The sequence below is a fragment of the Mycobacterium sp. SMC-16 genome, assembly GCF_046250085.1.
GTDB lineage: Bacteria > Actinomycetota > Actinomycetes > Mycobacteriales > Mycobacteriaceae > Mycobacterium > Mycobacterium phocaicum.
Map to the genome: position 1 here is coordinate 3700799 of NZ_CP176427.1, position 26414 is coordinate 3727212.

Annotated in this window: 25 protein-coding genes; 10 read left to right on the plus strand and 15 right to left on the minus strand. The window is 68.4% G+C overall.

What is annotated here, in order from left to right:
• Positions 1 to 116 precede the first annotated feature (116 nt).
• Genes ACJEIK_RS17910 through ACJEIK_RS17920 form a run of 3 tightly spaced genes read left to right on the plus strand, consistent with a single transcriptional unit; the run spans position 117 to position 3996 of the window.
• Complete coding sequence (locus ACJEIK_RS17910) at positions 117 to 2465, plus strand: xanthine dehydrogenase family protein molybdopterin-binding subunit (RefSeq protein ID WP_409430062.1); 2349 nt, start codon at positions 117 to 119, stop codon at positions 2463 to 2465.
• Positions 2462 to 3013, plus strand: a complete 552-nt coding sequence (locus ACJEIK_RS17915) for a (2Fe-2S)-binding protein (RefSeq protein WP_061006412.1) — start codon at positions 2462 to 2464, stop codon at positions 3011 to 3013. The genes ACJEIK_RS17910 and ACJEIK_RS17915 overlap by 4 nt, the downstream gene beginning before the upstream one ends.
• On the plus strand, positions 3010 to 3996 hold the full coding sequence (locus ACJEIK_RS17920; RefSeq protein WP_409430063.1) for an FAD binding domain-containing protein: 987 nt from the start codon (positions 3010 to 3012) through the stop codon (positions 3994 to 3996). Before ACJEIK_RS17915 ends, ACJEIK_RS17920 begins: the two co-directional genes overlap by 4 nt.
• A 7-nt stretch (positions 3997 to 4003) precedes the next feature.
• Here ACJEIK_RS17920 and ACJEIK_RS17925 read toward each other — a convergent pair whose 3' ends face one another.
• Positions 4004 to 5647 (minus strand): 2-isopropylmalate synthase, encoded by a 1644-nt coding sequence (locus ACJEIK_RS17925; protein WP_061006416.1) that lies wholly within the window; start codon positions 5645 to 5647, stop codon positions 4004 to 4006.
• A 195-nt stretch (positions 5648 to 5842) separates the two neighbouring features.
• Here ACJEIK_RS17925 and ACJEIK_RS17930 point away from each other — a divergent pair, with 195 nt between their 5' ends.
• The 5 genes from ACJEIK_RS17930 (at position 5843) to ACJEIK_RS17950 (ending at position 10977) form a co-directional block, all read left to right on the plus strand.
• Positions 5843 to 6514 carry a FadR/GntR family transcriptional regulator gene (locus tag ACJEIK_RS17930; protein ID WP_061006414.1) on the plus strand — a complete coding sequence of 224 codons (672 nt, stop codon included), beginning with the start codon at positions 5843 to 5845 and terminating at the stop codon, positions 6512 to 6514.
• On the plus strand, positions 6511 to 7308 hold the full coding sequence (locus ACJEIK_RS17935; RefSeq protein ID WP_409430064.1) for an ABC transporter ATP-binding protein: 798 nt from the start codon (positions 6511 to 6513) through the stop codon (positions 7306 to 7308). The genes ACJEIK_RS17930 and ACJEIK_RS17935 overlap by 4 nt, the downstream gene beginning before the upstream one ends.
• Positions 7309 to 7603: 295 nt before the next feature.
• A complete protein-coding gene (locus ACJEIK_RS17940; protein WP_061009760.1) occupies positions 7604 to 8605 on the plus strand; it encodes a Rieske 2Fe-2S domain-containing protein in 1002 nt (333 codons plus the stop codon).
• Complete coding sequence (locus ACJEIK_RS17945; RefSeq protein WP_409430065.1) at positions 8602 to 10002, plus strand: wax ester/triacylglycerol synthase domain-containing protein; 1401 nt, start codon at positions 8602 to 8604, stop codon at positions 10000 to 10002. The genes ACJEIK_RS17940 and ACJEIK_RS17945 overlap by 4 nt, the downstream gene beginning before the upstream one ends.
• A 6-nt stretch (positions 10003 to 10008) precedes the next feature.
• Positions 10009 to 10977 carry an LLM class flavin-dependent oxidoreductase gene (locus ACJEIK_RS17950; protein WP_226518698.1) on the plus strand — a complete coding sequence of 323 codons (969 nt, stop codon included), beginning with the start codon at positions 10009 to 10011 and terminating at the stop codon, positions 10975 to 10977.
• On the opposite strand, the gene ACJEIK_RS17955 is transcribed toward ACJEIK_RS17950, so the two are convergent.
• The 6 genes from ACJEIK_RS17955 to ACJEIK_RS17980 form a co-directional block, all read right to left on the minus strand.
• Entirely contained in the window at positions 10974 to 11852 is an 879-nt protein-coding gene (locus ACJEIK_RS17955; RefSeq protein ID WP_409430066.1) for an oxidoreductase, read from the minus strand. The genes ACJEIK_RS17950 and ACJEIK_RS17955 overlap by 4 nt on opposite strands.
• A gap of 71 nt (positions 11853 to 11923) precedes the next feature.
• A complete protein-coding gene (gene atzF / locus ACJEIK_RS17960; RefSeq protein ID WP_409430067.1) occupies positions 11924 to 13603 on the minus strand; it encodes an allophanate hydrolase in 1680 nt (559 codons plus the stop codon).
• The gene (locus tag ACJEIK_RS17965) at positions 13600 to 15621 is read right to left on the minus strand and encodes a 5-oxoprolinase/urea amidolyase family protein (protein ID WP_409430068.1); all 2022 of its coding nucleotides are present in this window, start codon (positions 15619 to 15621) and stop codon (positions 13600 to 13602) included. The genes atzF and ACJEIK_RS17965 overlap by 4 nt, the downstream gene beginning before the upstream one ends.
• Before the next feature lie 45 nt (positions 15622 to 15666).
• Entirely contained in the window at positions 15667 to 16314 is a 648-nt protein-coding gene (locus ACJEIK_RS17970) for an urea amidolyase associated protein UAAP2 (protein ID WP_135357820.1), read from the minus strand.
• Entirely contained in the window at positions 16311 to 17180 is an 870-nt protein-coding gene (locus tag ACJEIK_RS17975) for an urea amidolyase associated protein UAAP1 (RefSeq protein WP_135357819.1), read from the minus strand. The genes ACJEIK_RS17970 and ACJEIK_RS17975 overlap by 4 nt, the downstream gene beginning before the upstream one ends.
• A gap of 34 nt (positions 17181 to 17214) precedes the next feature.
• On the minus strand, positions 17215 to 18723 hold the full coding sequence (locus ACJEIK_RS17980; RefSeq protein WP_409430069.1) for an amino acid permease: 1509 nt from the start codon (positions 18721 to 18723) through the stop codon (positions 17215 to 17217).
• Positions 18724 to 18885: 162 nt separating this feature from the next.
• Here ACJEIK_RS17980 and ACJEIK_RS17985 point away from each other — a divergent pair, with 162 nt between their 5' ends.
• A complete protein-coding gene (locus ACJEIK_RS17985; protein WP_133427741.1) occupies positions 18886 to 19536 on the plus strand; it encodes a TetR/AcrR family transcriptional regulator in 651 nt (216 codons plus the stop codon).
• A gap of 45 nt (positions 19537 to 19581) precedes the next feature.
• Here ACJEIK_RS17985 and hisI read toward each other — a convergent pair whose 3' ends face one another.
• The 8 genes from hisI to hisD are packed head-to-tail and all read right to left on the minus strand — an operon-like array spanning position 19582 to position 25904.
• Positions 19582 to 19929 carry a phosphoribosyl-AMP cyclohydrolase gene (gene hisI / locus ACJEIK_RS17990; protein ID WP_061002308.1) on the minus strand — a complete coding sequence of 116 codons (348 nt, stop codon included), beginning with the start codon at positions 19927 to 19929 and terminating at the stop codon, positions 19582 to 19584.
• Positions 19926 to 20735, minus strand: a complete 810-nt coding sequence (hisF, locus tag ACJEIK_RS17995) for an imidazole glycerol phosphate synthase subunit HisF (RefSeq protein WP_409431722.1) — start codon at positions 20733 to 20735, stop codon at positions 19926 to 19928. The genes hisI and hisF overlap by 4 nt, the downstream gene beginning before the upstream one ends.
• A complete protein-coding gene (locus ACJEIK_RS18000; protein WP_135357831.1) occupies positions 20705 to 21517 on the minus strand; it encodes an inositol monophosphatase family protein in 813 nt (270 codons plus the stop codon). Before ACJEIK_RS18000 ends, hisF begins: the two co-directional genes overlap by 31 nt.
• Positions 21517 to 22248 (minus strand): bifunctional 1-(5-phosphoribosyl)-5-((5-phosphoribosylamino)methylideneamino)imidazole-4-carboxamide isomerase/phosphoribosylanthranilate isomerase PriA, encoded by a 732-nt coding sequence (gene priA, locus ACJEIK_RS18005; protein WP_061002314.1) that lies wholly within the window; start codon positions 22246 to 22248, stop codon positions 21517 to 21519. The genes ACJEIK_RS18000 and priA overlap by 1 nt, the downstream gene beginning before the upstream one ends.
• Entirely contained in the window at positions 22245 to 22862 is a 618-nt protein-coding gene (hisH, locus tag ACJEIK_RS18010) for an imidazole glycerol phosphate synthase subunit HisH (protein WP_409430070.1), read from the minus strand. Before hisH ends, priA begins: the two co-directional genes overlap by 4 nt.
• A complete protein-coding gene (gene hisB, locus ACJEIK_RS18015; protein ID WP_020103224.1) occupies positions 22859 to 23467 on the minus strand; it encodes an imidazoleglycerol-phosphate dehydratase HisB in 609 nt (202 codons plus the stop codon). Before hisB ends, hisH begins: the two co-directional genes overlap by 4 nt.
• The gene (locus ACJEIK_RS18020) at positions 23464 to 24585 is read right to left on the minus strand and encodes a histidinol-phosphate transaminase (protein ID WP_409430071.1); all 1122 of its coding nucleotides are present in this window, start codon (positions 24583 to 24585) and stop codon (positions 23464 to 23466) included. Before ACJEIK_RS18020 ends, hisB begins: the two co-directional genes overlap by 4 nt.
• Positions 24585 to 25904 carry a histidinol dehydrogenase gene (hisD, locus tag ACJEIK_RS18025; protein WP_409431723.1) on the minus strand — a complete coding sequence of 440 codons (1320 nt, stop codon included), beginning with the start codon at positions 25902 to 25904 and terminating at the stop codon, positions 24585 to 24587. Before hisD ends, ACJEIK_RS18020 begins: the two co-directional genes overlap by 1 nt.
• A gap of 57 nt (positions 25905 to 25961) precedes the next feature.
• Between hisD and ACJEIK_RS18030 the strand changes: the two genes are divergently transcribed.
• A complete protein-coding gene (locus ACJEIK_RS18030; protein WP_409430072.1) occupies positions 25962 to 26378 on the plus strand; it encodes a nitroreductase family deazaflavin-dependent oxidoreductase in 417 nt (138 codons plus the stop codon).
• Positions 26379 to 26414: the final 36 nt, after the last annotated feature.

Genomic DNA, 26414 nt, shown 5'->3' on the forward strand with positions numbered 1-26414 from the left:
AGCAAACCCGTTCAGTCAGCGATGCCAGTCAGCTGACTGATGACACGACCCCTGCCGTCCTGCGACGCTGACACGGGCGGCCGTCGCCGACCACCGCTCCCGCGTAAGGAGGTGGCATGACGATAACGGGGGATCCGTCGCCGACGAGTGCCGACGGCGAGCACGGGACCGCAGCGATCGGGCGGCCGGTCAACCGGGTCGAGGGCACTGACAAGGTGACCGGTCGAGCCCGCTACGCGGCCGACACCACGCTGCCCGGGGTGCTGCATGCGGTTCTGGTGCAGTCGGATATCTCGCACGGGCACGTCACCCGCGACTCGCTGGTCGCCGCCACCGCCCGCGCCGAGGCCGCACCAGGAGTGGTGTGTGTTCTGTCGCCGCTGAATTGTCCTTCCCTCCACATGCTTCCCGAGGTCCTCACCTGGGACCTGCCATTGGAACGCCGGCCACCACTGTCGGATCTGACGGTCCAGCACCGCGGTCAGCATCTGGCAGTCGTCGTCGCCGACACGCTGGAAAATGCGCAGTTCGCCGCGTCACTGATGGACCTGACCTATGACGAGCTGCCCGCCGTGCTGGCGGCTCGTGAGGCGCTCGACCGGCCCGAAGACCGGGACCACGGCGACGATCGGATCGTGCGCGGCGGGGTGTACCAGCCCGACCATTTCGTGAAACTGCCGGAAGAGAAACTCCAAGACCACCGCGGCCCCGCCGACGAACCGGTCGAGGGCATCAGAATCTCGTCGCGTTACACCACTTCGGAGAACGCCCACTACCCCATCGAGCTGGCATCGACGATCGCCAGCTGGGACGGTGATCACCTCACCGTGTACGACAGCACACGGTGGATCGACGGTGAACGACAAACGCTGGCAACCTATCTGGGCATCTCGGTCGACCACATCCGGATCGTCGCCCCATTGGTCGGAGGCGCGTTCGGCTCGAAGAGTTTCCTGTGGATGCACGTCGTGCTGTGCGCCACCGCAGCGCGGATGACGGGACGAGCCGTCAAGCTGGTCGTCAGCCGCGACCAGATGTTCACCTCGACCGGACACCGTCCGCGCACCGAACAACATCTGCGCCTGGTCGCTGACGCTCAGGCTCGGTTGACCAGCATCGAGCACCACACCCTCACTGAAACCTCCACCGTCGGCCACTTCTGCGAGCCGGCCGGATTGTCGACGCGGTTCCTCTATCAATCCCCGCGAATGGTGTTGTCGCACAACGTTGCCCGCGTGAACCGGCCCACCCCGTGCTTCATGCGCGGACCCGGCGAAGCACCGGGCTTGTTCGCCCTGGAAGTCGCGATGGATGAACTCGCGTACGAACTACGCATCGATCCGCTGGAACTGCGGATAGCCAACTACGCGGACAACGATCAAGCCAGCGGACGGCCCTGGTCCGACGAGCATCTCGTCGAGTGTTACCGGCAAGGGTCCGATCGCTTCGGCTGGGAGCATCGACCGCACCGACCCCGCTCGCTGCGGCGCGGCGGCGTGCTCGTCGGATGGGGCATGGCCACCGCCACCTATCCGGGGCGCCGGATGCCGGCCGGTTGTCACGTCCGCACCACACGCGAGGGCACTGTCGAATTCTCTTCTGCCACCCACGAAGTCGGCACCGGCGTGCGGACTGCCATGACCCAGATCGCCGCGGACGCCGCCGGTTTGAACCTGCCGCACGTCGCGTTCTTCTCCGGCGACTCGGACTTCCCAACCGCGCCTTATAGCGGCGCATCGCAAACCACTGCCGCCGTCGGTTCGGCGGTGTTCGAGGCTGCCCGCGAATGGAAGCGTCGGGTGCTCGAATACGTCATCACCGCCGCGAGCTCACCGTATGCCGGATGTGACCTGTCCGCGGTGGACATCCAGGGCGGCCAGATCGTCGGCAGCCGGCCGACACGGGCAGGCATCCCCGTCGCGTCGGTGCTCGCGACAGCAGACAGCGACCTGCTCGACCAGTTGTCCTTCACCGCCGGCAGCGGCGGGCCACCCGAAAACGGGCCGGTGTCACAGTCGTTCGGCGCCCACTTCTGCGAGGTGGAGGTGGACGAACAAATCGGGCGGGCATCGGTGACGAGATGGGTGGCGGTGATGGACTGCGGGCGGGTCATCAACCCGAAACTCGCACGTAGTCAGGTGATCGGTGGCATCACGTTCGGGCTCGGCATGGCGTTGATGGAGCAGGTGCCATACGACCCCGGAACGGGTCACGCCCTGGGCGAGTACTACCTGCCCACGCACGCCGACGTACCCGCCTTCGACATCAGCTTCATCGACGGTGCCGACCGCCACCTGACGGTATTCGGCGCCCGCGGTATCGGCGAGATCGGCATCTGCGGTGTGCCCGCCGCGATCGCAAATGCGGTATACCACGCCACGGGTCGACGCTCGCGCGACTTGCCCATCACTGTCGAAAATCTGTTGTCCCCCTTCAGCAATGCCCGCAAGGAGCCAACATCATGACGGCTGACAATTCACCACCGCACACTGTCGAGCTGTTGATCAACGGTGTTCCGGTCTCCGTGCATACCGATGTCCGCTCGACGCTGCTCGACCTGCTGCGCGAACGTCTCGAGCTCACCGGCACCAAGAAGGGCTGCGACCACGGCCTTTGCGGCGCGTGCACGGTCAGCGTCAACGGCCGGCGCGTGGTGAGTTGCCTGACGCTCGCCGTGTCGATCGACGGGGCCAGCGTCCTGACCATCGAGGGCATCGCGCACGGCGACCAGCTTCATCCGCTGCAACAGGCCTTCGTCGACCACGACGGATTCCAGTGCGGTTACTGCACGCCCGGCCAGATCAGCTCTGCGCATGCGCTTCTCGAAGAGCACGCCCGTGGCGACCTGTCCGCCGCGTCCTTCGACGGCCCGTACGCCGATCTTGCCAGGGGCCCCGAGGCCCTGTCTGCCAATGAGATTCGCGAACGCATGGCGGGCAACATCTGCCGCTGCGGCGCCTACCCCAACATCGTGGGCGCCATCGCGTCCTGCCTGCCCGAGTGTGGCCGATGAAGACATTCGACTTCCACCGCGCGCGCGACGTCGAGGACGCCCTCGGCCTGGCAGGCGCGACCGGCGGCAGCTACTACGCCGGCGGCACCAACCTGCTCGATCTGATGAAACTCGGTGTCACACAGCCGTCGTCGGTGATCGACATCGGCAGGCTGGGCCTGGACGAGATCACCGCCACCGACAGCGGCGGCGTGATGATCGGCGCGGGCGTGACGAACAGCGCGATCGCCAATCATCACCTGATCCGCACCAGGTACCCCGTGCTGTCACACGCGATCCTGTCCGGAGCGACCACACAGCTGCGGAACATGGCCACTGCCGGCGGCAATCTCATGCAGCGCACCCGCTGCCCGTACTTCATGGATGTCACGTTCCCGGCATGCAACAAGCGCGCGCCCGGCTCCGGGTGCGCTGCACGTGACGGGTTCAACCGCGAGCACGCACTGTTCGGCGCCAGCCCCGCGTGCGTCGCGGTGCACCCGTCGGACATGGCGGTGGCACTGACGATCCTCGACGCCGTCGTGCACGTACGGTCGCGTGCAGGCGCCCGCACCATCGCACTGGCCGAGTTCTTCCGGCTCCCTGGGGATCACCCAGAGCAGGACAACGTGCTGCATCCGGGTGAGCTGATCGTCGGTGTCGAGCTGCCGCCCTCCGAGTACGCCTTCCACAGTTGGTATCTCAAGGTGCGTGACCGCCACAGCTACGCATTCGCCCTGGTCTCTGTGGCCGTCGGCATGACGATCGACGACGGGATCATCACCTCGGCCGCAATCGCCATGGGAGGCGTCGCCGCCAGACCATGGCGGTCCACCGACGCCGAGGCCGCATTGGTGGGCAACGTTGCCGACACCACGACGTTCGGTCGCGCCGCCGAAGCGGCCATGGCCGGTGCGGTTGCGCTGAGCCAGAACGAGTTCAAGATCGATCTGGGCAAGCACAGTGTGGTGCGCGCCCTGCACAGAGCAACCACCCGGTCCTGACCCAGCGTCAATCGCTACCCACGTTGGCCGCCCGGATCACCGCCGCCAGCGACGCGGTGAGCACCGAGTCGCTGCGGCCGCACGACCAGCCGCCGCGGTGTTCGAGGTAGGTGACCGCGGTGGCGCCGATCGACTGCTGGGTGAGGCCCAGAATCTCGACAGGCCGGTCCACATCCGCCAGCGCCTGCGTCAGCGCCTCGACGGGGCCGACGCCGCGATGCGTACTGGTGCGGGCGATGCCGTTGACCGTCACCGTGATCTCGGTGGTGTCGTCACTGCTGACCTGCCAGTCCTTCAGCTCGACCGGGCCGCCGCAGCCCAGGTAGGTCGCCTCGAACAGGTCGTACAGCTCGGCGGCGGTCACCTCGGCGCCACTGCCGTCGGTATGGGCCTGCACGTGCCGGGCGAAGTCGATCTGCAGCCGGCGCGGCAGGTCCAGCCCGTACCCGGTGTGCAGCAGATACGCGATGCCGCCCTTGCCGGACTGTGAATTCACCCGGATGACCGCGTCGTAACTGCGGCCGATGTCGGCCGGATCGATGGGCAGATACGGCACCCGCCAATCGATTTCGCGTTCGTCGCGGTTCTCGGCCGCCGCCCGGGCCCGGTGTTCGGCCAGTCCCTTCTTGATGGCGTCCTGATGGGTTCCCGAGAACGCGGTGTGCACCAGGTCGCCCACGTAGGGATGGCGTTCGTGGATCGGCATCCGGGTGCAGTGCGACACCGTGCGGGCGATCGCGTCGATATCGGAGAAGTCGATCATCGGATCGACGCCCTGCGCATACAGATTCAGGGCCAGGGTGGCGATGTCGACGTTGCCGGTGCGCTCACCATTGCCGAACACACAGCCCTCGACGCGTTGCGCGCCTGCCAGCACGGCCAATTCGGCGCAAGCCACGCCGGTCCCCCGGTCATTGTGCGGGTGCACCGACAAGATCACCGCGTCGCGCCGGGCCAGGTTCCGGTGCATGTATTCGATCTGGTCGGCATACACATTGGGCGTCGCAACCTCGACGGTGGCAGGAAGATTCAGGATCACCGGCCGGCTCTCGGTGGCGTCCCACAGCTGCGCCACGGCGTCGCAGATCTCCAGCACGTAATCGGGCTCGGTGAGGTTGAACACCTCTGGCGAGAACTGGAACCGGATGTCCGGCATGTCCTCCGTCAAAGTCAGCACGTCGAGCGCGCCGTGCAGGATCAGACTGCGCAGCTCGTCGCGGTCCTTGCCCAGCACGGTGTTTCGCCACGTGGGCGCGGTCGCGGTGTACATGTGGATGACGACGTCGTTGCGCATACCCCGCACCGAGTCGACGGTGCGCTCGATCAGGTCGCGACGGGCCGGGGTGAACACCGCGATGGTGACATCCGGCGGTGCGATGTCGGTTTCGGCCAACAGGCGCACGAAGTCGAAATCGGTCTGGGACGCCGAGGGATAACCGACCTCGATCTCCTTGTAGCCGATGGCGACGAGCTGTTCGAAGAATCGGCGTTTGCGATCGGGGTCCATCGGCTCGGCCAGGGCCTGGTTGCCGTCGCGCAGGTCGACGGGCACCCACAGCGGCGCGGCGGTGATTCGCTGACTGGGCCAATCCCGTTGGATCACAGGGATGTCCACCCGATCGAAGACATCGGTGTAACGGTGCCACGGCATGGTTGACGGTTGTTGACGGTTCCAGGTGGTGCTCATGAGTGATCTGCTCTCGGTCAGGTTTGGAGGTGACCGGTCGCGACAGAGCCCCACGGCAGGGGGCCGGTCGTTTCAGACCCCGCCGCGGCAGCCAAGGAGAAGCACGCGCGTCATGATGGTTAGACTATACACAACTCCTCAGACAAGTAGAGAGGTTCCATGGTCTCGCAGGTATCGCGCCAGCCCTTGGCGGCACAGGCCGCCCAGCTTCTCCTGATGCGCATCAAAGACGGCGAATGGGCTCTCGGACAACGGCTTCCGGGCGAAACCACGCTGGCCGCCCAGCTCGGCGTCGGCCGTTCCACCCTGCGTGAGGCCATCCGCGAACTCGCCGGAAAGGGCGTCCTCGACAGCCGCCAGGGCGCGGGCGTCTTCGTCACCGCCCTCGATGTCACCGACGACTGGGACACCGTGCTGCGCAGCGCGAACGTGGCCTCGGTGATCGAGGCTCGCATCGCGATCGAGGCCGAGGGCGCCGCGCTCGCCGCAACGCGGCGCACACCGGCCGATCTGCGCACCATCCGGCGCACCCTTGCCGCCCGCGGCGTCACCGGCCAGTCGGTCCCCGAACATGTGGACGCCGACATGGCCTTTCACCGGGCCGTGATCGCCGCGGCGCACAACGACGTGCTGACCCAGCTGTTCGACGCATTCCTGCCCCGGCTGCGGCTGGCCATGATCGACATGCTGAAGATCCGCCCGATCGCATCAGAGCCGTGCGACCACGCACTGCATCAACAACTCGCCGACGCCATCGTCGCGCGCGATCCCGACGCCGCAGCCGCCGCGAGCCGCACCCACCTGAGCGCTTTGAAGGAGTCGTTCACATGACCCCGGTCCTCGAGATCGACAACGTGACCTTCCGCCGCGAAGGCAAGCAGATCATCGACGGCATCTCGCTGACGGTGCGCGAGGGCGAGCACTGGGCGCTGCTCGGCCCCAACGGCGCGGGCAAGAGCACGCTGCTCGGCTTCTGCGGTGCGGTGACGTTCCCGACGACCGGTGTCGTTCGGGTCCTGGGTGCGCAGATGGGCCGCACCGACCTGGCACCGCTGCGCCGGTCGATCGGCCACGTGAATCCCCGGCACCGGCTGCAGTACCCACTGACGGTGCGCGAGGTGGTCCTGACCGGGATCACCGGCACCATCGACACCGCGGCCCGCTGGACACCCACCGCCGACGACATCGCACGGGCCGACGAGCTGATCGGGACGGTGGGACTGACCCACCGCGCCGATGCGGTGTGGCCGACGCTCTCGCAGGGCGAACGGGGCCGGACCCTGATCGCCCGCGCGCTGATCGCCGAGCCGCGGCTGCTGCTCCTCGACGAACCGACAACCGGACTCGATGTCGCCGCGCGCGAGCAGCTGCTGGAAACCCTTGACACGCTTGAGCATTCACATCCCGAAATGGCTTCGATCCTGGTGACGCATCACCTCGAGGAGCTGCCGACGTCGACGTCCCACGCACTGTTGATCTCCGGCGGCCGCACGGTCGCGGTGGGACCAGCGGTCGAGACTGTGACGACCGATCATGTGTCGGAGGCCTTTTCGCATCCGGTCGAGGTCGGTTACGACCACGGCCGGTGGTCGGCGCGGGCAAAAGCCGGCCGGGTCATCGCCTAACACACCAGCCGGGCTCTGTCCGGCTATTGGCAGTATTACTGGCCAGTACCTTGCCGAATATCGGTAATTTACGTGCGCGACAGAGTCTTTCGGTTCTCTTGCGACGGTTGTCGAACTAGTGGTCTACTGCGAACTAGAACATGTTCTACTAGCCACCCGCAACGACGTGGACGCGGGAACGTAGTCGGGGAAATCTACGGACACGTGCAGGATTGCCGCATGCCCGTCGCCGGCGCCGTCGACGCGTCACCTGTATCGGATTCGACTCCGCCGCGCGGACAGCGAAAGGGCTGCGATGACCTCAACGACGGAAGTGACGAACCTCAGCCGGGCCGGGGACGCGTTCCCGCCGTACCCCTACAGCTGGTACGCGGTGGCGTTCGCCCACGAGCTGGGGCCCGGGACGGTGCTGACGCGGCGCTTCCTCGACGGCGAGATCATCGTCTTCCAGACTGCATCCGGCGAACTGTCCGCCGCCGAGCCCTACTGCCCGCACCTCGGCGCCCACATCGGGAAACGTGGCTGGGTCGACGGCGAAGCCGTGGTCTGCCCGTTCCACGAGTTCAGATTCGCTCCGTCGGGCACCTGCGTCTCGACGCCGACCGGAGAGCCGCCGCGCGGCGCGGCACTCAAGACGCTGCCGGTCCGCAACCACCTGGGCATGATCATGGTGTACCACGGTCCACCCGGGCAGCAACCGGCTTTCGAGCTCGACCTGCCCGCCGCCGATGCAGGCTGGCATCCGATCGCCACCAAGAAGCTGCATTTCAAGACCCATCCGCAGGAAGTCAACGAAAATGGTTTGGACCACGCGCATTTCGCGACCATCCACAAGTTCCGCGACTTCGTCGTACCCAAACCGATGGAGATCGACGGTCCGCGCATCTATACCGAATACGGTGGCACCAAGCCCATTCCGGTGATCGGCGGTGTCAGCTTCCACTTCAAGTCGGTTCTGGTTGGCCTCGGCTTCTCCCTGGTGGAGATCGCCATCCAGGGCGGCCTGACGGTCCGCCAGATGGTGCTGCCCACGCCGGTCGCCGAACGCAACGTCGACATCTACATCGGCATCGCCGCGAAAAGGCATGTGCGCAACCGGCTTGTGCGCGCGCTGCTGGCACCGGTCGAACGCCTGGCGGGCTGGATCGTGCTGCAGGTCGTCGCCTACGAGGTCCAGCGTGATCAGCTGATCTGGGACGACAAGGTGTACCTCGAGCACCCCAAGCTGACGCCCGGCGACGGGCCGATCGGCAAGTACCGCCACTGGGTACGGCAGTTCTACACGCCGGCGGCATGAACACGGCCATGCCCCGCGCCGAGCGGGTCAGCGGGATGGACGCCTGGCAGCTCTATCAGGAGACCGGGCTGCAGGTCGGCAACGGCATGTCGCTGATCCTCGTCGATCGCAGTTCGGTGATCGGAAATCTGCGGGACTACGTGGTGTCGGCCCTCGACAACCGCATGCACCTGATGCCCGCGTACCGCAAGGTGCTGTACGACCCGTGGTTCAACCTGGACCGGCCCATGCTGGTGGCCCGGCCGCAGATCGACGTGTCGGCGCATGTGACAGCCCTGCCCATGCCCGCGCCCGGAGGTGCAGTCGGTGCGGCCAAGGCGCTGGCCGCGGTCCGGGCAATGCACCTGGACCGACGGGAACCCTTGTGGCACATGTACGTTCTGGAAGACGACGACCCCGGCTACGCGTATCTCATCTCGGTGGTGCATCACCTCCTCGTCGACGGTGACTCGGCAATCGAGGTCACCGGTTGTCTGATGACACCGGGCGATCTGAGTACCCGGCCCGCCAAGGCCGTTCCCGAATCGGCGACGTTTCCGGCGCGGCCGGCGGCGATCGCGCGCGATGCCGCCGCCCGTAAGGCGCGGCGCCTCCGGCGACTCCCCCGGCTCGTGGCCACCTCGGCGCGCGTCCTGCGTGGCAAGTGGGCCGCCCGCCACCTCGACGTGAAAGCACCACGGACGGCGCTGAACTGTTCGCTGTCGGGTACCTCGACCGCGGCCGTCACCGTCCTGCCGCTCGAAGATCTCCAGACGGTGGCCCAACGGTTTTCGGTCACCATCAACCACATCCTGCTCAGCTGTGTGGGCGCCGCCCTGGACGGTGTACTGCACCGGCAGGGCCGGCGTCCGCAGCAGCCTCTGGTGGCGGCCGTGCCCTATGCGATGCGTGCTGCCGACACGTCCGACTACGTCACCGACGGCATCGGCACCACCACGGTGCTGCGCGTCAACCTGAACACCACGGTGGCCGATCCGGTGCGGCGCCTGCTCGCCGTCGCCGAACACGCGCGGGCGGTCAAAGCAGTGCAGGAACAACGGGGCGTCAACCTGTTTCGGCAGTGGAACGAATACGCTCCGGGCCGCGCCGTCAATCTGCTGTTCCGCACCATCGAGCGGTTCGGCCTGGCCGAACGGATCTCGTGGCCGTGCAACGTCATCGTGTCCAATGCCAGCGGCATCGCGGTCGACGATCCGGTGTTCCTCAACCTGCCGGCCCTGCGCTTCCATCCGGCCGGGCCGCTGTACCACGGCATGGGTCCCAGCGTCATCGCCATGTCCTGGAACAACAACCTGTGCCTGTCGGTGACGGCGGACTCCCGGCACGTCTCCGACGCCGCCACCATCACCGACGGCATCGAGTCCGAGCTCGCGACCCTACTGGCCGCGGCGCGTTAGGGTTTCGTGTTCACCCTGCGGTTCGACATGCGGGCCCCCGCCGGTGGCGCGCCGGCGTCGTCGCTGTATCCCGCCGCGCTCGACATGGCCGCGTGGGCCGAATCCCGCGGCCTGATCCTGCTGGTGGTGTCCGAGCACCACGCCGCCGAAGACGGGTACCTGCCCAGCCCGTTGCCGATGGCCGCGGCACTGGCCGCCCGCACCACATCGGTGCCCATCGCCGTGAGCGCCCTCATCCTGCCGTTGTACAACCCGGTGCGGCTGGCCGAGGACATCGGCGTACTGGACCATCTCAGCGGCGGACGGATCTCCTACACCTTGGGCGTCGGCTACCGGCCCGAGGAGTTCGAGTCGCTCGGCGTCGACTATCACCGCCGTGGCGAATTGGCCGAAGCGCACCTGACGGTGTTACTCAAAGCCCTTGACGGAGCGCCCTTTTACGACAACGAACGCGGTGTGCTGGTCCGGCCCGCACCCGAGCGCAAGGTGCGGCTGTCCTATGGCGGCGGCACGCCGCGGGCCGCACGCCGCGCGGCCCGCTTCGGGCTCGGGTTCAACGCCCAGAACAACCTGCCGGAGCTGGCCGACGCCTACTACGACGAATGTGCAAGGCAGGGCCGCGTTCCCGGCCGGATGCAGCAACCGCGGCCCGGGTTCCCGACGACGGTCTTCGTCGCCGACGACGTGGACCGGGCCTGGGACGAGATCGGGCCATACCTGCTCCACGATGCGATGACATACGCCGACGGCCATCACGACCCGCACATCGTCAGCCTGTCCACCGCGCAGACCATCGATGCGCTGCGTGCCGAAAACGGCAGCCACCGCATCTATTCGGTGGACCAGGCGATCGAGGCCATTGCCCGGGACGGGGTGCTGTCCCTGCACCCGCTCTGCGGTGGTCTACCGCCCGAGCTCGCCTGGCCCTACCTGCACCGCGTCGTCGACGAGGTCATGCCCGCCGTACCGCGCTAGAACCGGACGCCGGTGAGGGATTCCGCCGTCTCCCACAGGCGCTGCGCGACAAGCGGATCGCGCGCGGCAGGGGCGAGTTCGACCTTCACCGGCGCGCCCGTCATCTGCAGACGCCCGCCCGGGCCGTAGAAGTCACCGGCAACGGCGTCGGGATCGGTCGCCGCGCGCAGGATCGGCAGTGCCCCGCCGTCGGCGTCCTGCACGAACCACGACGTGGAGAACCGCAGCCGCGGGTGATACGCCAGCTGCTGCCACCCCTGGTCCCGCAGGATCGCCGTCCTGGCGCTGCCGGGGTGCGCGGCCACGCACATGGCCTGGTGCCGCCGGTTGTACTCGGACATGAACAGCAGTTGCGCGAGTTTCGAATTCGCGTACGCCTTCGTGCTGCGGAACTTCTTGCGGCTGTGCAGATCCTCGAAGTCGATGACGCCGCGGCGGTGCGTCACGCTGCTCACCATCACGATGCGCGCGGCGCGGTCGTGCAGCAGGCCCGTGAGGGCGAAGTGCCCGAGGAAGTTCACCCCGAAATCGCCCTCGAAACCGTCCTTCGTCTCGGCGCGCACCCGATGCATGACGCCGGCGTTGTTGATCAGCAGGTCGATCCTGCGGTGCCGCGCACGCAGGCTCTCGGCGCAGCGCCGCACCGACGCCAAATCCGCCAGGTCCAGTTCCGCGAATTCGGTTGTCGCGTCCGGCAGTGCGGTCTGCACCCGCCGAGCGGCCTCGGCATTGCGGCAGGCCAGCACCACCGTCGCCCCGAGCCCGGCCAGCCCCCTGGCGATCTCGACACCGATACCGCTGCCGGCGCCGGTGACCACCGCGACGCGTCCGTCCTGACGGCTTGCGTCGGCGAGGGTCCACGGTTCGCTCGTCATATTCGTTGCAGCGTAACCGACCGGGATTTGTGCACGATTTTCCGCGGCCGCCGCGGAAAATCGTGCACAAATCACTGGGTGGCGAACTCCCTGGCCTGGAGGTAGGCGCGCCAGCCACCGAACTCCGAGATGTCGGGCGCGGCGATGGCCTCTTCGTCGGCGCACACGAACCCGGTCTCCCAGGACCCGTCGTCGAGTTCCACCGCCGCCAGTCCCATCGGCGTCGGGAGGGCGACCAGGAACGTCCCGAGCGCCGCCGGCGAGAGCGACCAGCGCTCCACTTCGAAGGCCCGCCCGCCATGCGGCAGCCGCACCAGCGCGGGCTTGCCCGACGGCAGCGCCGTCATGCGATAGCGCTCGGCCGTGCGGGCCGGGCCGTCCCACCGCGCCCCGAGATCGTGGAGCTGACCGGCCAGCGGCTGATCACGCAGATGCGCACCGGCCACCACCAGCGTCATCACCCCGGCGCCCGCCCGCTCCGGCCACGACGCCACGGTGCCCCGGTCACCACCGCCCAGCCGGGCCGCGATGTCCGCCACCACGGCGTCATCGAAGGCCCGGCCCAATACTGTGACACCGAATTGCGCTGTGGTGCCGTCGGATTCGACAACCTCGCCTGCCGGAACCGCGACACCGCACATGTCGAAGAGATTGCAGAAATTGGTGTACGTGCCGATCCGGGCGTTGACCGCGACGGGGTCGGCCGCCACCTCCGCGAGCGTCGGCTGCAGCGGAGCGGTCGGGACGAGCAGCGCGTCGCACTCCTCCAGGGCCCGGAATGCCCGCTCCCGCAGGCGGTCCAGCTCACGACGGTCGCGCAGCAGTCCGGTCGCGGTGTGCGCGCCGCCGGCGGCGATGATGGCCGCGACGGTCGGATCGAGACCGGCATCGGCACCGGCGGCGGCGATGAAGTCCCCCACCGCTTCGGTACGTTCGGCGACCAGCGCGCCTTCGTACAGCAGCCGTGCGGCCGCCAGGAAGTCCGTGAGATCGATGGGAACGATTCGCATCCCGGCGTCCCGCGCGGCATCGACCGCGCGCTGGAACGCGACATCCCACCCGGGCGCCATCGCCGGGAGCTCGGCCGGGACGGCCAGGATCGGGTCGGCCGGGGCGGCGAAGCGGGTCGACGTGGGCCAGGGCCGCTGAGTCGTGGCTGCCATCACGGCCATGGCGTTCTCCGCCGTGGCCAGATCCCGCGCCAGGATCGTCACGCAGTCATAGCTCGGGCAGGCCGGGACGACACCCGCGGTCGACACCAGGCCAATGGTGCCCTTGATGCCGACCAGGCCCTGGTACGCCGCCGGCACCCGGCCGGATCCCGCCGTGTCCGTGCCGATTCCGAGGTCGGCCGCACCGATGGCCACCGCGACCGCCGAACCCGATGACGAGCCGCCCGAGATCCGGTCCGGCCGCTGCGCGTCACGCACGGCGCCGTAGGGGCTTCGGGTGCCGACGAGCCCGGTGGCGAACTGGTCCAGATTGGTCTTGCCGATCACCACCGCCCCGGCCGCCCGCAGCGCCGCCACCGCGGGCGCGTCGGCGTCCGGGGTGTAGGCGTAGCCCGGGCACGCGGCGGTGGTCGGGAGGCCGGCGACGTCGACGTTGTCTTTGACTGCCAGCAGCTGTCCGGCCAGTGGGCCCTGCGCCTGCGCGAACTCGCGGCGCACGGTGTCCTCGTCGCGCACGGTGATGAAGGCTTCCGGCCGCTGCGCGATGGCCGCGTAGGCGGCGCTGATCCGGTCCGTCATGCGACTTCCTGTCCTGTTGTGGCGCAGCGCTTCTTGCGTGCGCCGATCTCGCCGCTGGCCTCCCAGCGGGCGCGTTCCTCGTTGCGGGCGGCGGTCATCCGCTGTCGCACCGCGGCGATGTCGTCGGCCTCCCGCGCGAGGAAGGCCAGATGGTCGGCGATCCGGAACTCACCGTCGGTGATGTCGACGGTGCCGCGGCCGGCGGCGACGTCGGCCCGCAGGTCGGTGAGCTCATCGGAGGACACCGGATACCACGACACCTGGTCGAAGAACCGCAGCAGCCACGGCTGCTCGGGCTCGAAACCGGGTGCGGACAGCGGGAATCGGTGGTTCCACACCTGGGTGGTACGGCCCATCAGCTGGTAGCCGCCCGGGCCTTCCATGCCGTAGATGCAGAGGTAAGCGCCGCCGATGCCGACCGCGTTCTCCGGCGTCCAGGTCCGTGCCGGGTTGTACTTGGTGGTGACCACGCGATGGCGTGGATCGACCGGCGTGGCGACGGGCGCGCCGAGGTACACATCACCCAGGCCGAGCACGAGATAGCTTGCCGCATGGACGATGTCGAACACCTCCTGCTGCGACTCCAGGCCGTTCATCCGGCGGATGAACTCGATGTTGCTCGGGCACCACGGCGCGTCGTCGCGCACACCGTTGCGGTACCGGTCGATGGCCAGCCGGATGGTCGGATCGTCCCAACTCAGCGGCAGCCGAACCGAACGGCTCGGCAACACCAGCTGGTCGACGGGCCCGAGCGCGGACTCGAGATCGAGTACGAAGGCCGTCATCGCCTGGTGATCGGTGAGCGCGGCGTCGAACTTGACCTGCAGCGAACGGATTCCAGGCGTCAGGTCGATGATCCCGCGCGGCCGGTGTGCCTCGATCGCGGTGTGCAGGGCGTGCACCCGCGCCCGCAACACCAGATCCAGTGTCATCGTGCCGTATTCGACCAGCAGGTTGTCGTCGCCGCTGCGGCGCAACGTCATCGACGTCGTACCGTCGCCGGTGACCCCGCGGTGCAACACGCCGTCATCGCCGTCACCGCGCGGGCTGCGCACCACCGGCGACGCCGCGCGCCGGGATGTCCCCAGCGCCGCCAGCGGTGCCGCGGCACTGGCCCGCACCGGAACGAAGCGCACCCGGTCGCCGGGCGTGAGCTGTCCGAGCTTCCAGCGGTCCGCCGACGTCACCGTCACCGGGCAGACGAAACCGCCGAGGCTGGGTCCGTCCGGGCCGAGCAGGATTGGGGTGTCGCCGGTGAAGTCCAGTGCGCCAACCGAATACGGGGTGTCGTGGATGTTCGACGGGTGCAGTCCGGCCTCACCGCCGTCGGGCCGCGCCCACTGCGGTTTCGGCCCGACCAGGCGCACGCCGGTGCGGTCGAGGTTGTGGTCCACCAGATACGTGGCCTCATAGAGGCTCTCGATGTCAGCGCGGGTGAAGAACTCCGGCGCGCCGTGGGGTCCCTCGGTCACCGCCAGCCGCCATTCGTGACCGATCGATGGGATCTCCTCATCGGTGAGGCGGCGCGGTCGTCCGCCTGGAACACCCAGATCGAGACGGTCACCGGCCGCGAGCGCCCGCCCGCCGGCGCCGAACTTCCCGAGCGTGAACGTCGAGCGCGAGCCGAGGTACGCCTCGGCCTCGATGCCGCCGGCCACCGCGATGTAGATCCGCATGCCGACGCCCTGCACCGCACCGATCTCGAGCACGCCGGCCTCCGGGACGGCGATGGGCGCCCACTGCCGCGCCGGCACCCCGTCGAGCGTGACCGATACCGGCGCGCCGGTGACGCAGACGACCGTCGCCTCGTCGAATCCCAGTGTGGGACCGGCCATCGTGGCCTCGAGGCCCGGTGCCCCCTCGGCATTGCCGACCGCGAGGTTGGCCAGCCGCAGGGACAGGTCGTCCATCGGCCCCGACGGCGGTACGCCCACCTGCCAGTAGCCGATGCGGCCCGGCCAGTCCTGGACGGTGGTGCTCGGCCCGGGCCGCAGCACGGTGAGGGCGGATGGCGCCATTCGGGTACTCCTTCGAATGCAGAACGCGGTGCGAGAGAACGTGGATCAGGACGGGCGGGTGACGATCATCCGCACCGGTGTCGGATCGAAGCCGTTGCACGGGTTGTTGATCTGCGGGCAGTTGGACACCAGTACGAGGACGTCGGTGTCGGCGCGCAGCGCCACCCGCAGTCCCGGCGCCGACAGCCCGTCGACGATGCCGAGCGTGCCGTCGGCCTCCACCGGCACGTTCATGAAGAAGTTGAGATTCGGCGCCAGATCACGCTTTCCGAGACCGTACCGGGCGCCTTCGATCAGGAAGTTCTCGACGCAGGCGTGCTGGTGCCGGGTGTGGTGGCCGTAGCGCAGCGTGTTCGACTCCTGTGAGCAGGCGCCACCGACGGTGTCGTGGTTACCCACCTCGTCGGCCACGACGGTCATCAGTGCCTCACCGTCGCTGTCCCGCAGCACTGTTCCGGTGCTGACGAACAACGACCGTTGCGCCGTGATGGTGGTCTGGGCGCTGTACCGCCGGGACGTGTCGTGGGCGCCGTAGATCAGCGTGTCCACGGCCTGGTTGCCGCGCAGGTCGACGATGGTCAGCACATCGCCGGCCGCGACGATCGCCGACCAGGGGCCGCGGGCCTCGACGATCTCGTCGCGGATGGTCGTGCCGGACACCAGCGCGGGAACCGAGTCGATGGCGGTGCTCATGCGGGAACTCCTTCGGTGAGATGCAGTGCGGTCCAGACGTCTTCGGTGTTGCGGTGCGCGCGTTCGTATTCGGGCCCGATCGTTTCGGCGCGGGCGGCCAGGTCGGCCAGGTCGGCGGGGGCAGACCAGGCCAGCACCTCCAGGTCGGAGGTCTCGAAGGCCGGCGCCTCGTCGAGCGGGTGTGCGGTGTTGGCGATGGCGACGATCACCGGCAGGTGCAGGATCAGCTCGATGGCCGTGCCGGGTCCGGCCGAGCCCGTCGAGACCAGATGGCCCGCATCGTCGGCGCGGACGCCGTGGAAGAACGACACGCCGGGGCCGACGTCGCGCGGGCCGAGGCCGTGTTTGAGCGCGGCGAGCACCAGCAGCTCGCGCCCGGCCGGGCTGTCCGAGTGCGCGGTGCCGGCGCCGTAGCGCGCTTCGTTCTGGGCTCGGGTCGTGGTGCCGCACAGGGCATCGTGGTGGCCCGAGGTATCGGCGACGATGGTCGCCAGGACCCGTCCCTGGTCATCGAGCAGCGGATGCCCGGTGCCGAGGTACGCCTGCCACGGCACCTTGACGGTGTCGGCGGTGTTGAGCCGTTCCCAGGGGGCGTCGGCGCGCCACAGCAACAGATGCGCGCAGGCGCGGCCCTCGATGTCGGTGAGCCGCAACCGGGTTCCCCGGTCCAGCACCTTGCTGGTGTAGCGGCCGCCGGGCACCGTCTCGGCCCAGGTCAGGCGGTCGGCGTCGACGCCGGCGGGCGGTGTCGGCCACAGCGATGCCGGGACGACGGGCATGGCCGCGGTGTGCGTGCCGGCCTGTGCCCGGGCGTGCGCACGGGCCGCCGCGGTGGTCGAAGTGGTGGAAGTGGACGAAGAACTCATGAGAATCCTTTCGGCAGTAGCTGATTGGCAGAGGTCAGAGCGACCCGACGGGGCGCGGATGGGTCCGGCGGTACGGGAAGCACAGGGCGCCGAGCGCCACGATGGCGACGATGGTGAACGGCCCCGCCCACACCAGCAGCGGCATGGTGCCGGTCGGGTCGTAGATTTCCGGACGTGGCCAGGCCAGGTTGATCACCATCGCCACGCCGTACATCACGGCGAACAAGTTGACCGGCAGACCCCAGCGGCCCAGCGAGAACAGCGGCCGGCCGCCGGCGTCGGTAGCCGTGGTGTCCCAACGCATTCCGCGCAGTCGGTGTGCCAGGAGCGGCGCGGTCACCAGCAGGTAGGCGATATAGATCGCGATGATGCAGACGCTCGCCAGGGTCGCGAAGATCGCGGAGTTACCGACGTTCACCAGCAGCACACCGACACACGCGACACCGACCACGATCGCCGGCGGGATGGGCGTCCCGGTAGCCGGGTTGACGCGGGACAGCAGCGACGAGAACGGCAGCCGGTGATCGCGTGCCATGGAGAACATCAGGCGCGTGGCAGCGGTCTGAATTGCCAAGGTGCAGATGAAGATCGCGATCGCCACGTCGACGAGGAGCAACGTGCCCCACGGCGAGGACAGCACCGCACCCAGCACGTAGGGCAGGCCTTCGGTCGCGAGACGGCCGTCGGTCAGGCTGGGCGCGGCCATCAACGCGCCGATGATCATGAGACCGCCGCCGAGTGCCGAGACGGTGAGCGCCGACCGGATGGTGCGCGGGGCGACCCGACGCGCGTCGCGGGTCTCCTCGGCGAGTTCACCGGCCGAACCGAAGCCGACCATGACGTAGGCGGCCATCAGCCCCGAGGCGATCCAGGCCCAGCCGTAACCGGAACCCGTTGCACCGGTGTCGAAGACGACCTGCGGGCCACGCTGTGCGTGCGTGAAGAACACCCCGACGACCGCGATCACACCGATGATCTCGCAGCACACACCGATGGTCGCCACGCGCGACATCCAGCGGACGCCGATGCAGTTGATCGTGGTGGTGATGACCAACAGCGCCGTACCCAGCAGGACGGCGTTGGCGGCGCCGTCGGCCGACGTGAGGGCGGTGTCGGTGCCGATGATCTGGAAGCCCGACCACACCGCCGGCAGCACCACCTGCAGCGCGATGGCCGCGGCAGACGCCGTGATGATCTGGGCGAGGATCATGAACCACCCGCCGAACCAGCCGACGACCTCACCGCCGAGTCGACGGGCCCACTGGTAGATGGCCCCCGAGATCGGGTAGCGCGCCGCGAGTTCGGCGAAGCACAGGGCCACCGCGAACTGTCCGATGAACACCACCGGCCACGTCCAGAAGAACGCCGGACCGCCGAAACTGTATCCGAGGCCGAACAATTGGAAGATCGTGGTCAGGATCGAGACGAACGAGAAGCCTGCCGCGAACGACGCGAACTTGCCCAGCGAGCGGTGCAGCTGTTGGTCGTAGCCGAACTCGGCGAGATCGTCGTGGTCTGCCGGCGACGTGTTGGTAAATGTCATCCGATCCCGATTCTGCGAAGCCTAATACCTGTCAACTGACAGAATTAATGCGAAGCGTGACGCAGAGGGGTCACCGACGTTTCCGCCGTGGGTCGCGATGTAACAGTTGGGTTTCGTGCGAGCCGACGCTGCACGGAAGAGCGCAGGTGGCACAGTAGTGGCATGAGCCGCCCCGGCCGCCCCCGCCATCGCGACGCCCTACGCCCCGGCAGCACCGCCGTCGAGCAGATCCTCGATGCCGCCGGAGAACTGTTCGTGACGCAGGGCTTCACGGTGACCTCGACCCGGTCCATCGCCGAGGCCGTCGGCATCCGTCAGGCCTCGCTGTACCACCACTTCCCCAACAAGGAAGCCATCCTCGAAGCGCTGCTCGATGCGACGGTGGTGCCGTCGCTGGAGTTCGCGCGGCGCGTGACGCGGTCGGTGGACGATCCCAAGGCCGCCCTGTGGGCAGTGACGGCCGGCGACGCGGCCAACCTGCTGTCTGTGCCGTGGAACCTGGGCCGGCTGTATCTGCTGCCGGAGGTCGACGGCATCGAGGGCTTCCACCGCCGGCGCCGTGAGTTGCACGCCGTGTACCGCGAGTTGGCAGTCGATGCCGTGGGCGGCCGTGACGAGTTCCGCTGCGGCCTGCCGGTGCGGCTGACCGAGACGGTCATCGCACAGCGCGTCGACGACCCGGACATCACCGGTGACGACGTGGCCGAGGCCATCGCCGATGCGGCGCTGCGGGTACTTGGCGTCGACGTCGACGACGCCCTACGAGCCGAGGGCCGGGCGCTGGTCGAGCAACATCTGCCCTCGTCTGAGTGATTTGTGCACGATTTTCCGCGCCGGCCGCGGATTTTCGTGCACAAATCACTCGGGGGCGAGCAACTGGTCGGCGTCGAAGCAGCTGTGGTCGCCCGTGTGGCAGGCCCCGCCGACCTGGTCGACCTCGAGCAGCACGGCATCGCCGTCACAGTCCAGCCGTACCGAGTGCACGTACTGCGTGTGGCCCGACGTCAGGCCCTTGACCCACTGCTCACCGCGCGAACGCGAAAAGTACGTCGCCTCACGGGTTTCCAGGGTGCGGGCCAGCGCGTCGTCGTCCATCCAGGCGACCATCAGCACGTCGCCGGTGCCGCGCTGCTGCACCACCGCGGTGAACAGCCCGGCCTCGTTGCGCTTGATGCGGGCGGCAATCCCGGGGTCCAGAACGTTCATCGCACCGTGATCCCTTCGGCCGCCATCGCTTCCTTCACCTGACCGATGGTCAGCTCGCGGAAGTGGAAGACGCTGGCCGCCAGGACCGCATCGGCACCGGCCTGCACCGCGGGGGCGAAGTGATCGACGGCGCCGGCTCCCCCACTCGCGATCACCGGCACGCTCACCGCGGCACGCACTGCCCGCAGCATCGCCAGGTCGAACCCGGCCTTGGTGCCGTCGGCGTCCATCGAGTTCAGCAGGATCTCCCCGACCCCGAGTTCGGCTCCGCGCGTGGCCCATTCGATGGCGTCGATGCCGGTACCGCGACGACCACCGTGGGTCGTCACCTCCCAGCCTGACGGGGTCGGCACAGAACCTTCAGCGCCCTCCGGCACCGTCCTCGCATCGACCGACAGCACGATGCACTGCGAACCGAACTGGCGCGACAACTCCGACAGCAGCTCGGGCCGGGCGATGGCGGCGGTATTGACCGAGACCTTGTCGGCACCGGCGCGCAGCAGAGTGTCGACGTCCTCGACCGAGCGGACGCCGCCACCGACGGTCAGCGGGATGAACACCTGCTCGGCGGTACGGCGCACGACCTCGAGCATGGTCGAGCGGCCCGACGACGACGCGGTGACGTCCAGGAACGTCAGCTCGTCGGCGCCCTCGGCGTCGTACGCGGCGGCCAGCTCGACGGGATCACCGGCGTCCCTGAGATTTTCGAAGTTGACGCCCTTGACCACCCGGCCGCCGTCGACGTCCAGGCACGGGATGACGCGCGTTGCGAGACTCACAGGTAATCCTCCGGAACCCCAACGGATTTCACGATCTCCAGCATCCTCTCGTGCACACCGGGCGCGGCGGCCAACGCAGACTTCGAATCGGCGGTCCACGGCTCCCCGGCCAGGTCGGTGACGATGCCGCCGGCGGCCCGCACCAGAGCCGCGCCCGCGGCGTGGTCCCAGATGTGGTGGCCGAAACTGATTGCGCCGCCGAGAATGCCGGCGCCGACATAGGCCAGGTCCAGACCGGTCGCACCGTGCATCCGCACCCGTGAGCATTCCCGGGTCAGACTCGACAGCACCGCGTTGCGCCACCGCCCTGGGAACCGGCCCTTCGAATCGATGTTGAAGGTCTGGATGCCGACAATCGAGTCGGCCAGGGTGGTCTGCGCCAACGGCGGCAACACCGTATCCCCGTCCCGGACCGGGCCATCCAGTGTCGCGACGTACCGCTGACCCATGAACGGCAGCCACGTCAGCCCCGCGACGGGAGTGCCCCGCCACAGCAGGCCGAGCAGGATCGCCGCCATGGGCGAACCGGCTGCGTAATTGAACGTGCCGTCGATGGGGTCGAGCACCCACACCAGTTCGGAATCGATGGGCTCGCCACCGAATTCCTCGCCGTGCACACCGATCCCGGTCGCGGCCGTCAGTGCCGCGACGACCTGGCGCTCGATGGCGAGGTCGATCTCGGTGGCGAAGTCGTTGCCCTTCTTGCGAACTGCCGCGTCGGCCTGGTGGCCGGCGATGAACGGGGCGACGGCATCGTCGAGGATGCTGGTCGCGGCCGCGACCAGCTCTGCCAACCTCGCCGGTTCGATCACTTCACCGCGGCCAGGGCCTCGGGCAGCGTGAACCGCTCGGCGTACAAGGCCTTTCCGACGATGGCGCCCTCGACGCCCTGCCCCGTCAGGGTGGCGATGGCCCGCAGGTCGTCCAGGCTCGACACGCCGCCCGACGCGATGATCGGCGCCTTGGTGCGGCCGGCGACGGTGCTCAGCAGGTCCAGGTTGGGGCCCGTCAGGGTGCCGTCCTTGGTGACGTCGGTGACGACGTAGCGCGAGCAGCCTTCGCCATCAAGGCGTTCCAGCACGTCCCAGAGATCGCCGCCGTCGGTCTCCCAGCCGCGGCCGCGCAGGCGCCAGCTGCCGTTCTCGAACTGCACGTCCAGGCCGACGGCCACCCGGTCGCCGTACTCGCCGATTGCGCGCTTGCACCACTCCGGGCTCTCCAGTGCGGCGGTGCCGATGTTCACGCGGGCGCAGCCGGTGTCCATGGCCGCCTTGAGCGAGGCGTCATCGCGGATGCCGCCGGAAAGCTCCACCGCCACATCGAGTTTGCCGACCACCTCGGCCAGCAGTTCCCGGTTACTGCCCCGGCCGAACGCGGCGTCCAGGTCCACCAGGTGCACCCACTCGGCGCCGTCGCGCTGCCAGGTCTGCGCCGCCTCTAGCGCCGAACCGTAATCGGTCTCGCTGCCGGCCTTGCCCTGCACCAGCCGCACTGCCTTGCCGTCGACCACGTCGACGGCCGGCAACAGAATCAAACTCATAGCCCCTCAACCCAATTCGCCAACAGCGTCGCACCTGCGTCGCCGCTCTTCTCCGGATGAAACTGTGTCGCCGACAACGCGCCGTCTTCGACGGCCGCGATGAACGGCACGTGATGCGTGGCCCAGGTGACCTTCGCGTCGGCATGGCCACCCCACTGCTGGGCGGCGTAGGAATGCACGAAATAGAACCGGGTGTCCGGTTCGAGCCCCTTGAACAGCGTGCTGTCAGCCGCGGCATCGACGGTGTTCCAGCCCATGTGCGGGATCACCGGCGCATCGAGCCGGGTGACTTCGCCGGGCCACTGACCGCAGCCCTCGGTCTGCACGCCGAACTCGACGCCCTTCGAGAACAGAATCTGCATGCCGACGCATACCCCCAGCACGGGGTGCCCCGCCGCCAGCCGGTCGGCGATGATCTTCTCGCCGCCGATCGACCGCAGACCCGTCATACAGGCCTCGTAGGCACCGACACCGGGCACCACCAGGCCGTCGGCGGCAGCCGCGGCAGCGGCATCAGAGGTCACCTCGACAGCAGCGCCCACGCGCTCAAGTGCGCGCTGTGCGGACCGGAGATTGCCCGAGCCGTAATCCAGAACAACCAGCTTCTTTGTCACAGAGTGCCCTTGGTCGACGGCACGCCGGCCACCCGCGGATCGGGTTCGACGGCCTGACGCAGCGCCCGCGCCACGGCCTTGTACTGCGCCTCGGTGATGTGGTGCGGGTCGCGGCCGTACAGGGTGCGCACGTGCAGTGCGATCTTGGCGTTGAAGGCCAGCGACTCGAACACATGCCGGTTGATCACGGTGTGGTACGGCACCGAGGAACCCGCGATGGTGAAGGACACCATGGACTCGGGCTCACCGGTGTGCACGAAGTACGGACGGCCCGAAACATCAACGGCCGCATGGGCGAGCGTCTCGTCCATCGGAATGAACGCATCGCCGAACCGGCGGATGCCCTTCTTGTCGCCCAGGGCCTGGCCGAGCGCCTGACCGAGGACGATGGCGGTGTCCTCGACGGTGTGGTGGCCCTCGATCTCGACATCACCCTTGGCGTGCACCGTCAGATCGAAGCTGGCGTGCGTGCCCAACGAGGTCAGCATGTGGTCGAAGAACGGCACCCCGGTGCTGATGTCGACCTGGCCCGTGCCGTCGAGATCGATCTCGACGACGATGCTGGACTCCTTGGTGGTGCGTTCGACGCGGGCGCGGCGGGTCATGAAACTCCTTGTGGGGCTGGTTCCGATGCGGCGAGCTTGGCGCTGACTTCCAGCAGGGCGTCGTTCTCCGAGGCCAAACCGACGGTGGTGCGCAGGAATCCGGGGATCCCGACGTCGCGGATCAGTACGCCCGCGTCGAGGTAGCGCTGCCAGGTCGCCGCGGCGTCGGCGAACTCGCCGAACAGGATGAAGTTCGCGTCGCTGGGGATGACCCGGAAACCCATGCCGGACAATGCCGCTGCGACCCGGTCCCGCTCCGCGGCCAACGTGGCGACGCTGCCCAGCGTCTCATCGGCATGACGCAGCGCCGCACGCGCGGCCGCCTGCGTCAGCACCGACAGGTGATAGGGCAACCGCACCAGCAGCATCGCGTCGATCACCGCGGGGTCGGCCACCAGGTAGCCCAGCCGCCCGCCGGCGAAGGCGAACGCCTTGCTCATGGTGCGGCTGATGATGAGCTTGGCCGGGTATTCAGCCAGCAGCGCGACGCCGCTGGGCTGCGACGAGAATTCGCCGTACGCCTCGTCCAGGATCAGCACACCCGGCGTGACGTCGAGCAGCCGGCGCAGGTCGTCGAGCGGCACGCTCTGCCCCGTCGGGTTGTTGGGGCTGGTCACGAACACCACGTCGGGCTGCTGTGCGCGGATCGCGGCCACGGCGACGTCGACATCGAGCCCGAAATCAGACGCCCGGGTCGCCGACAGCCACTCGGTCTGGGTGCCGTCGGAGATGATCGGGTGCATCGAGTACGACGGCACGAAACCGAGTGCGCTGCGGCCCGGCCCGCCGAACGCCTGCAACAGCTGCTGCAGGATTTCGTTGGAACCGTTTGCCGCCCAGAGGTTTTCCGCCGTCAGCGCGACACCCGTCTGCGCCTGCATGTAGGCGGCCAGATCGGTACGCAGCGCCATCGCGTCGCGGTCCGGGTACCGGTGCAACTCTGCGGCCGCTGCGGCGACCGAGGCGGCGACGTCGTCGACCAACGCCTGGGTCGGCGGGTGCGGGTTCTCGTTGGTGTTGAGCCGCACGGGAACCACGAGTTGCGGTGCGCCGTACGGCGACTTGCCGCGCAGGTTCTCCCGCAGTGGCAGATCGGCCAGGGAAATCTTCCTGCTCATCAGCTTTCGAACCTCCGGCGCACAGCCTCACCGTGCGCCGGCAGGTTCTCTGCCGTGGCCAACGTGATCACGTGACCCGCAACGTCTTTCAGGGCCGCCTCGGTGTAGTCGACGACGTGGACGCCGCGCAGGAACGTCTGGACGGACAGGCCACTGGAGTGCCGCGCGCAACCGGCGGTGGGCAGCACGTGGTTGGAACCGGCGCAGTAGTCACCGAGGCTCACCGGCGACCAGGCGCCGACGAAAATTGCACCCGCAGAACGGATTCGGCCCGCGACCTCAGCCGCGTCGACGGTCTGGATCTCCAGGTGCTCGGCGGCGTAGGCGTTCACCACCCGTACCCCGGTGTCGAGATCGTCGACCAGCACGATGGCGGACTGCTTGCCGTTCAGCGCAACCGTCACCCGCTCGCGGTGCAGCGTCGTGGCGACCTGCGCGGCCACCTCGACATCGGTGGCGTCGGCCAGCTTCTCACTGGTGGTCACCAGCACGCTGGCCGCCATCTCGTCGTGCTCGGCCTGGCTGATCAGGTCGGCGGCGATGTGCACCGCGTCGGCCGAGTGGTCGGCCAGGATGGCGATCTCCGTCGGCCCGGCCTCGGCGTCGATGCCCACCTGCGAGCGGCAGATGCGCTTGGCGGCCGTGACGAAGATGTTGCCCGGGCCGGTGATCATGTCGACCGGCGCAAGCTCTTCGCCGGTGGTGTCCACGCCGCCGTAGGCCAGCAGCGCGATACCCTGGGCACCGCCGACGGCCCACACCTCGTCGACCCCGAGCAGAGCGGCCGCGGCCAGGATGGTCGGGTGCGGCAGACCGCCGTGGTCCTTCTGCGGCGGGCTGGCGATCACCAGCGAGTCGACGCCGGCGGTCTGGGCCGGCACGACGTTCATCACGACGCTCGACGGGTAGACGGCGTTGCCGCCCGGCACGTACAGCCCGACCCGCTCGACGGGTACCCAGCGTTCGGTGACGGTCGCGCCCGGCGCCAGGGTCGTGGTGGTGTCGGTGCGGCGCTGGTCGGCGTGCACGGCGCGGGTCCGCTCGATAGCGACCTCGAGCGCCACCCGCACGTCGGCGGGCAGTCGGGTCAGCGCGGCGTCCAGCTGCGCCTTGGGGACGCGCACGGCCGCCGGCCGCACCCCGTCGAACGAATCGCCGTACTCCAGTGCCGCCACGGCACCGCGCTCGACCACGGCGTCGACGATCGGGCGTACCTTGGGCAGCACCGAATCCACGTCGACACCGCCTCGGGGCAGCACCGCTCGCAACTGCGCCGCGGACAGCTGCTGACCTCGCAAATCGATACGCGCGAGCTTCACTGCAGTGTTCACCCCACTATTCTCCCAGAGCAAGCCAAATCGAATACGGAGGCGTCAATGTCAAGCCGTCAGGACCACCCCAACAACGCCGCCGGCGTGCCGATGATCTTCCCGGTATGGCTGGAGAACTTCCAGATCAAGTACATCAACCCGGTGATGTCGCCGCTGGCCAAGAAGCTGCCGGGCTTCACCGTGGTCAAGCACCGCGGCCGCAAGTCGGGCAAGCAGTTCGAGACCACGGTCAACTCGTTCCGCAAGGGTGACGTGCTGGCGATCGGGCTGCTCCACGGCAAGACCAACTGGGTCAAGAACGTGCTGGCCGCAGGTGAAGCGGACATGTGCGTCTCGGGCACCGATCTGCATGTCGTCAACCCTCGCGTCCTGCCGGCCGGCACCGTCGACCCGTCACTGCCGCGGATCGCGCAGCTGGTCGCCAAGCGCAGCGGCGTCTTCGTCGCCGATATCGGCCACTGACACACCGGGGGCCACGCTGAATCTCAGCGTGGCCCC